The 7,223-nt window shown below is 43.3% G+C and carries 6 protein-coding genes and 1 tRNA gene; 5 read left to right on the forward strand and 2 right to left on the reverse strand.

Going from position 1 to position 7,223, the window contains the following annotated elements; genetic code table 11:
* Nucleotides 1–66 precede the first annotated feature (66 nt).
* Complete coding sequence (pepA, locus tag BCV39_RS08765; protein WP_017058936.1) at nucleotides 67–1,587, reverse strand: leucyl aminopeptidase; 1,521 nt, start codon at nucleotides 1,585–1,587, stop codon at nucleotides 67–69.
* 192 nt (nucleotides 1,588–1,779) lie between these two features.
* Between pepA and lptF the strand changes: the two genes are divergently transcribed.
* Together lptF and lptG are read left to right on the forward strand one after the other, a co-directional pair.
* Complete coding sequence (gene lptF, locus BCV39_RS08770; RefSeq protein WP_048659253.1) at nucleotides 1,780–2,880, forward strand: LPS export ABC transporter permease LptF; 1,101 nt, start codon at nucleotides 1,780–1,782, stop codon at nucleotides 2,878–2,880.
* 3 nt (nucleotides 2,881–2,883) lie between these two features.
* Nucleotides 2,884–3,954, forward strand: coding sequence for an LPS export ABC transporter permease LptG (lptG, locus tag BCV39_RS08775; protein ID WP_048659252.1), 1,071 nt, complete (start codon nucleotides 2,884–2,886; stop codon nucleotides 3,952–3,954).
* A gap of 64 nt (nucleotides 3,955–4,018) precedes the next feature.
* On the opposite strand, the gene BCV39_RS08780 is transcribed toward lptG, so the two are convergent.
* Nucleotides 4,019–4,495, reverse strand: coding sequence for an RDD family protein (locus BCV39_RS08780; protein ID WP_048659251.1), 477 nt, complete (start codon nucleotides 4,493–4,495; stop codon nucleotides 4,019–4,021).
* Nucleotides 4,496–4,689: 194 nt separating this feature from the next.
* Here BCV39_RS08780 and BCV39_RS08785 point away from each other — a divergent pair.
* From BCV39_RS08785 to BCV39_RS08795, 3 genes are all read left to right on the forward strand, one after another.
* Nucleotides 4,690–4,774: transfer RNA gene (locus BCV39_RS08785), tRNA-Leu, on the forward strand.
* A 364-nt stretch (nucleotides 4,775–5,138) separates the two neighbouring features.
* Nucleotides 5,139–5,546, forward strand: a complete 408-nt coding sequence (locus tag BCV39_RS08790; protein ID WP_102431395.1) for a VOC family protein — start codon at nucleotides 5,139–5,141, stop codon at nucleotides 5,544–5,546.
* Nucleotides 5,547–5,629: 83 nt separating this feature from the next.
* A complete protein-coding gene (locus BCV39_RS08795; protein ID WP_102431394.1) occupies nucleotides 5,630–6,883 on the forward strand; it encodes an HD-GYP domain-containing protein in 1,254 nt (417 codons plus the stop codon).
* The last annotated feature ends 340 nt before the right edge of the window (nucleotides 6,884–7,223 follow it).

A 7,223-nucleotide genomic window follows, 5' to 3' on the forward strand; every position in this document is an offset into this window, starting at 1 on the left:
ATGTTACTTGGTTAACAGGATCTAACAAATAGCGCTTATTAAAAAAGGGCCCGTAGGCCCTTTTTATTATTTTGAAGATTGCTCTTCAGTCTCTTGGCCGCTGCGGTTCAATAAGAATTGGACTAGCATTGAGACAGGACGACCTGTCGAGCCTTTCGCTGCGCCTGACTTCCAAGCTGTACCAGCACTATCGATGTGTGCCCAGTGGTACTTCTTAGTGAATTTAGACAGGAAGCAACCAGCAGTAATTGTGCCGCCAGGACGGCCGCCGATGTTCGCCATATCAGCGAACGGGCTGTTTAGCTGCTCATGGTACTCGTCTGCCATAGGTAGACGCCATGCTCGGTCACTTGCTTGCTCAGAAGCATTAACAAGTTCGTGAGAAAGCGGGTTGTGGTTCGATAGAACGCCACTGATGTGGTGACCTAGAGCGATAACACATGCGCCAGTTAGCGTAGCAACATCGACAACACAATCTGGTTCAAAACGCTCAACGTAAGTTAGAGCATCACATAGAACCAAGCGACCTTCAGCATCAGTGTTTAGTACTTCAACCGTTTGGCCTGACATTGTCGTTAGGATATCACCTGGACGGTAAGCATTGCTGCCTGGCATGTTTTCACAACCTGCTAGGATACCAACCACGTTAATAGGTAAGTTCAGTTTAGCCAATGCTTTCATTGTACCGAATACTGACGCCGCACCACACATGTCGTACTTCATCTCATCCATACCTTCACCAGGCTTAAGCGAGATGCCGCCTGAATCGAAAGTCAGACCTTTACCGACTAATACAATCGGCTTCGCATCTGGATCCGGAGCGCCTTTGTATTCCATGATAGACATCATAGATTCATTTTTAGAGCCACGGCCTACAGCTAGGTATGATGTCATACCCAGTTTTTCCATCTCTTCTTCGCCAATGATCTTAGTCTTCACTGTCTCGTAATCGTCAGCTAAGCGACGAGCTTGAGAAGCAAGATAAGCAGGGTTTGCGATGTTTGGTGGCATGTTGCCTAAATCTTTAGACGCTTTTACACCTGAAGCAATAGCAAGGCCGTGAGAAATAGCTTTCTCACCCAGGCTCAATTCGCGGCGTGTTGGTACGTTGAATACCAATTTACGTAGTGGGCGACGAGTCTCTGGTTTGTTGCTCTTGAATTGGTCGAATGTGTAAAGGCCATCTTTAGTCGCTTCTACTGCTTGGCGAACTTTCCAATAAGTGTCGCGACCTTTAACGTGAAGTTCTGTAAGGAAACATACTGCTTCCATAGAACCTGTTTCGTTTAGTGTGCTGATGGTTTTTTGGATAATTTCTTTGTATTGACGCTCGCCTAGCTCACGTTCTTTACCACAGCCTACCAGTAGAACACGTTCTGAAAGTACACCAGGTACTTGATGCAGTAGTAGCATCTGGCCAGGTTTACCCTCTAGATCACCGCGACGAAGCAGTGAACTAATGTAGCCATCGCTAATCTTATCTAATTGCTCGGCTACTGGAGAAAGGCGGCGCGGTTCGAATACACCGACAACGATACATGCGCTGCGCTGTTTCTCTGGGCTGCCACTTTTTACACTGAACTCCATGCGTACTCCTACATCCTGAAGACAAATCGAACTAAATGTTAGATAATGGGTTCTTACTTGTTGGATCCTATAATGGAACTAACCTTAAAGAAGAACGCTAACACTTAGCTAAAAATTTAAAAAAATAAAAGGTTCAACGGGAAATTATAGTGATTCAATCAAAAAAACAAGTTTTGTATAGGTAATTTGAGCGTGATTATTGTTAGATATTTGATCCGCGAGACAATCAAGAGCCAATTTGCGATCTTTTTTGTTCTCTTTCTCGTGTTTCTCAGCCAAAAATTCATCAGTGTTTTAGCGGACGCCTCTGATGGTGATATCCCCGCGAGTCTTATATTGTCGATTGTTGGCTTAAATATGCCAGCGATGGGCCTATTGATGCTTCCTCTCAGTATTTATATTGGTATTTTGCTGACTTTTGGCCGCCTTTACGCCGAAAGTGAAATTGTGGTGATGAACGCCACCGGTATTGGTAATAAATTCCTGATTCAATCTGCACTTTACTTAGCTTTAATTACCGCAACGGTTGCCGCTTTTAACTCATTTTGGTTGTCTCCTTGGTCACAAGACAAAGTTGAACAAATGTATGAAGAAGTAGCCGCAGAGAACAGCGTTGATTTGCTACCAAAAGGTAAGTTTGAAGGCACGCCGGATGGTTCTTCTGTGGTGTTTATCGATGATATTGACGGCAATAAATTAGAAAATGTGTTCGTTGCTCAAATGCGCCCACGTGACTCAGTACTGCCAAGTGTGATGTTCTCGAAGTCGGGAGATGTAAAAGAACTCAGCGATGGTCGCCAAGTTATCGTGATGTACGATGGCACTCGTCATGAAGGTGTGCCTACACGCCTTGATTATATGGTGACACACTTTGAAGAATACGAAGGCCTGATCGGTCAACGTGAAGTTGAGAAGAAAGGTCGAGACTGGGAAGCTATCCCGACACTTGACCTTATCGGTAACCCGAATAATAGCGCGAAAGCTGAATTGCAATGGCGTATTTCTTTGGTACTTTGTATTCCATTGTTGACCATGCTTGTCGTGCCGCTGTCTGCGGTAAACCCTCGCCAAGGTCGTTTTGCGAAAATCGGCCCAGCAATACTGATTTATCTCACCTATTTCTTAGCAATCAGTGCAACTAAATCTTCAATTGAAGAGGGAAGCATTCCTGCGGTAATCGGCATGTGGCCAATCAATGCGTTGTTGTTATTTGTCGCGATTGGTGCAAACTTTATGGATAGCGTGCCAGTAAGGCGTTTGAAAGAAAAATTCAAGAATAAGAGGTTGGCTTAAGCCGTGTTTAAGATTCTCGATTTATATATAGGCAGAACCATCATCGCAACGACGTCACTGGTATTGGTGACGTTTGTTGGTCTCTCTGGGATCATCAAGTATGTAGAACAGCTGAGAAAAGTTGGCCGTGGTACATACGATCTATTACAAGCGCTGTACTTTGTTTTACTGAGTATCCCTCGTGATATCGAAATGTTCTTTCCAATGGCTGCATTGCTTGGCGCCTTGATTGGGCTTGGTATGCTTGCTGCGAGTTCTGAGCTGGTAGTTATGCAGGCCGCTGGTTTCTCTAAGTTAGATATCGGCCTATCGGTACTTAAAACCGCTATTCCACTGATGATCGTGGTGACACTACTTGGTCAGTGGGGCGCACCGCAAGCGCAGAAAATGGCTCGTGATTTAAGAACTATTTCCATTGCTGGTGGTAATATTATCTCGACGCAAAGTGGTGTGTGGGCTCGTGATGCGAATGACTTCATCTTCATTGTCAAAATCGATGATCAGAAGCTATATGGAATGAACATGTGGCGCTTTGATGAAAATAAGGCACTTAAGACCGCTATTTACTCTGACGAAGTTGATTACGTTGGAGATAACGTGTGGACGATGAAGGATGTCGAGATAACGTCTTTTGAAAACGAACTTCAAATTACCAAAGAAAGTCTACCGACATACTCATGGAAGACATCACTTGCTCCAGATAAGCTTGCGATTGTAACGGTTAAGCCAGAAGAGCTCTCTTTAAGTGGTTTGTATGATTATGTTTCCTACCTTAAAGCGTCGGAGCAAGATGCATCACGTTATGAACTGGCATTGTGGAGGAAGATAACTCAGCCAATTTCGATCGCGGTTATGATGCTGATGGCACTGTCGTTTATCTTTGGTCCTTTGCGTAGTGTGACCATGGGGGCGAGAATACTGTCAGGTGTTATTGCTGGCTTTACCTTCTATATATCCAGTGAGTTTTTTGGCCCTGTGAGTTTGGTTTATCAGATACCGCCCGCCTTTGGCGCAATCGCCCCGAGCGTGGTGTTCCTTGGAATTGCCATCATGCTCTTGAGGCGAAAACTGTAAATAGAAAAAAGGAAGGCATAACGCCTTCCTTTTTTGATCTTGATTGGAGCTAACTTAAATCACGCTATCTTGCTTGTGGTAACACAACGACTTCGGTCTTTGCCCAGATATCGTGAAAGCCACGTTTTTGAGGATCGAATGGCACACATAGGTTTGCCAATCCAAAACCTGAAGTACCTAAGCGAATTAGCGCCTGAGTTACTGTGATAGCTGAGCCATCTTTGTTTTGAACGCGCAGTTTCCAAGCTCTCATACCGAGAGTTTGACCAGCTCTAGTCCAGAAAAATACAAAGAAATAGACCCAAACGGCCACTAAGTAAAAGGTGTATGCAGGGCTCCAAATCGGATGGTTGGTTAAGAAGTCACTAACATCGGCATAACCGCTGTGGTTAAATATGCCGAGAGCCATGAGCGCGTGCAGTAGAGCGACAATGACGCCAGCCGCCAACATTTCAATAGCGATTACGATCAGAGCGTCATAGAACAAGGCACCAAATCGGCGCATGACTCCTGCTGGTGGCAGAGTGTTTGTTGATGTCATGTGTTATTACTTCTTTAAAAATTGAGGCGTCAGAATATAGTTTAAGGCTTAGCCTGAAAAGAGACATGACGCACAGCTTATGACTTAGTGGCGAAATTATCGGCAAACACACATGAATTCAAGTTTTTATACTTGCCACATCAGTTCGCATACGTATAATGCCAAACATCGAAAGGGCAATGCCCCAAGATAATGCCGGTATGGTGAAATTGGTATACACGACGGATTCAAAATCCGTTGCCTTCGGGCGTGGCGGTTCAAGTCCGCCTACCGGTACCATATTTAGATAAAGCCCTGATCAGAAATGGTCGGGGCTTTGTTGTATCTTGAGTATGGAAAACGTTGCCTCGCGGTAGCGGGAGGAATGCCTGTCCAATCGGTCCGCCTAAACCGGTACCATATTTTAAGATAGAGCCTCAACGAAAGTTGGGGGTTTGTTGTATCTGGAGTCTGGAAAGCGTTGCCTTCGCGGTAGCGGCAGGAATGCTTGTCCAATCAGTCAGATCTTGCTGTTTCATTCCTAAATCTCGCAGTTTCACTTCGTAATTTCATTTCCTAATAAATTAATCATCTTAAATCATACTGTTACCTGTCATTCCTTCTTCTATTGTCTATGTTTAAGTAAATAACAGAGGAGAGAGATATGCTGACAGTAACCCCTTACTTGTTTTTTGACGGTCGTTGTAGTGAAGCGTTGGATTTTTATCATAAGTGTTTCGGCGGTGTGGTTTTATCGAAGCAACTTTTTAGTGATGCACCACAAGTAATAGAGGGAGCTCAACCTGATTGGGTCATGCATGCTGAGTTCGAAGCATTTGGTATGAAGCTGATGATGTCTGATGGTGTTAAGGCAAAAGAGCTAGAAGGGAACAACCTAGCACTTTCTCTTGTTACAGATGATACCGCGACCCAAGAACAGATCTTTGAAAAGCTAAAGCAAGATGGACGAGTAATGACGCCGTTAGCGGATACTTTTTGGGGCGCTCGGTTTGGTAAGGTTGAAGATAAGTTTGGAATACGCTGGATGGTGCATTGCGATTCTTTAAATTGAACCTGTGAAATTGGATAGTGAAATTGCTGCTTGGTTTTATTAGAATTATAAATAGAGATTATTAATCAATATTATATATAAAAATGGGCAGCATAAAGATTACCGTAGATCGCATTCAGCCCGGTCTGCATATACGACTCCCCGTAAAATGGAATGAACACCCATTTTTATTCAACAGTTTTAAAATCAAAGATGACGCCCAAGTAAAGGTAATTCGACATCTTGGGATTAAGCACGTCTATATAAACTTGAATCAAAGCGATACATCCCCTCTACCTGCTAACCATGTGATTGAGCAAGAAGCCGATACTGATTTACAAGTAAGCCTTGAAGCGGAAAGAATGTGGAAAGATAAGCATGAACGTATCGAAACTTTAAGCTCTTATCGTCGCAGAGTGAGTCATTGCGAGAAAGAGTTCGAACGTTCGCTGGCCCGAATGCGCTCTGTGATGACCAAGATCCGTAACCGACCTTTAGATGCAGTAGGGGAGGTAAAAGCTCTGGTTGATGACATTGTCGAAACATTAGTAAGCGATGATAACGTCACATTACACCTTATGAATGCTAAAGCTGATTTTGAAGACATCTACTTTCATACATTGAATGTTTCTGTTGTCGCGCTGATGATAGGTAAAGCTAAAGGTTACAATACGCAGCAATTAAAAGATCTTTCCTTCGCAGCGTTGTTCCACGATGTAGGCAAAATCAAAATACCAGTCGCTATATTAAGAAAGCAGAGTGCGCTTACGGTACCAGAAGAGAACTACTTAAAGCTTCACACTAAATATGGTGCAGATATTGTTTCAACAATTGATGACTTTCCTGAAAGGGCCAAAAAGGTGATTGCTCAACATCATGAGATGAATGATGGTTCTGGTTATCCCGAAGGCTTAAAAGAAGATGAGATAGATGAATTTGCCAAGATAGTCGCAGTGGCTAATGCATTTGATAACCTTTGCCATGGTAAAACGCAATATCAACAAATGATCCCGTATCTGGCACTGTCCCATTTATATAAAAGCTGCAAGCATTTATATAGCCAAGATAACTTGGGGCTATTAGTTAAGTTCATGGGAGTCTACCCACCAGGAACCGTAGTACAGCTTTCAAATGATTCGATTGGGGTTGTGATATCCGTTAACGCGAAACATATGCTTTATCCAAATGTACTTATCTATGATCCTAGCGTGCCAAGAACCCAAGCCCCGATTATTGACCTCTTTATTAAAGAGATAAAAATCGTCAATGCCGTTCATCCAAGTAAATTACCGGAACAAGTGAGAGAGTATCTAAACCCAAGAGCTCGTTTATCTTATTTTTTTGATAACGGGGAGTAGTTATCCACAAGGTGTTGTGGGTAATTTGTTCGAAACTTGGGGTGAAAATGGTATAAATAAGCCCTTGGTTGAAATATCTCCGCTTAACCTCTTTTTTCAATAAAAAACACATTTAATGCTTGCCAATAAGAGCGGCATCTCTATAATGCCGCCTCACTGACACGGTAGACGCCACAAGGCTTCAGCGCAGAATGTTAGTAAAGGCAACTAGCTTTGAGTGATTATTCGCTCCTACTTTTAGAAAGTAGAAATTAATTCCAAATAAGTGTTTGACACTGAGAATTAAGTCGCTAGAATGGCCGCCTCTTCCGAAGTGATGCAAGTCACAACGAAGAGAAGC

It is taken from the genome of Vibrio sp. 10N.286.55.E10 (assembly GCF_002872555.1).
Classification (GTDB): Bacteria; Pseudomonadota; Gammaproteobacteria; order Enterobacterales; family Vibrionaceae; genus Vibrio; species Vibrio crassostreae.

What these genes read in the sequence shown, in the direction of transcription:
- BCV39_RS08780 (WP_048659251.1), bottom strand. Translation starts at nt 4,495, where the DNA reads ATGACATCAACAAACACTCTGCCACCAGCAGGAGTCATGCGCCGATTT.
- BCV39_RS08795 (WP_102431394.1), top strand. Translation starts at nt 5,630, where the DNA reads ATGGGCAGCATAAAGATTACCGTAGATCGCATTCAGCCCGGTCTGCAT.
- BCV39_RS08790 (WP_102431395.1), top strand. Translation starts at nt 5,139, where the DNA reads ATGCTGACAGTAACCCCTTACTTGTTTTTTGACGGTCGTTGTAGTGAA.
- pepA (WP_017058936.1), bottom strand. Translation starts at nt 1,587, where the DNA reads ATGGAGTTCAGTGTAAAAAGTGGCAGCCCAGAGAAACAGCGCAGCGCA.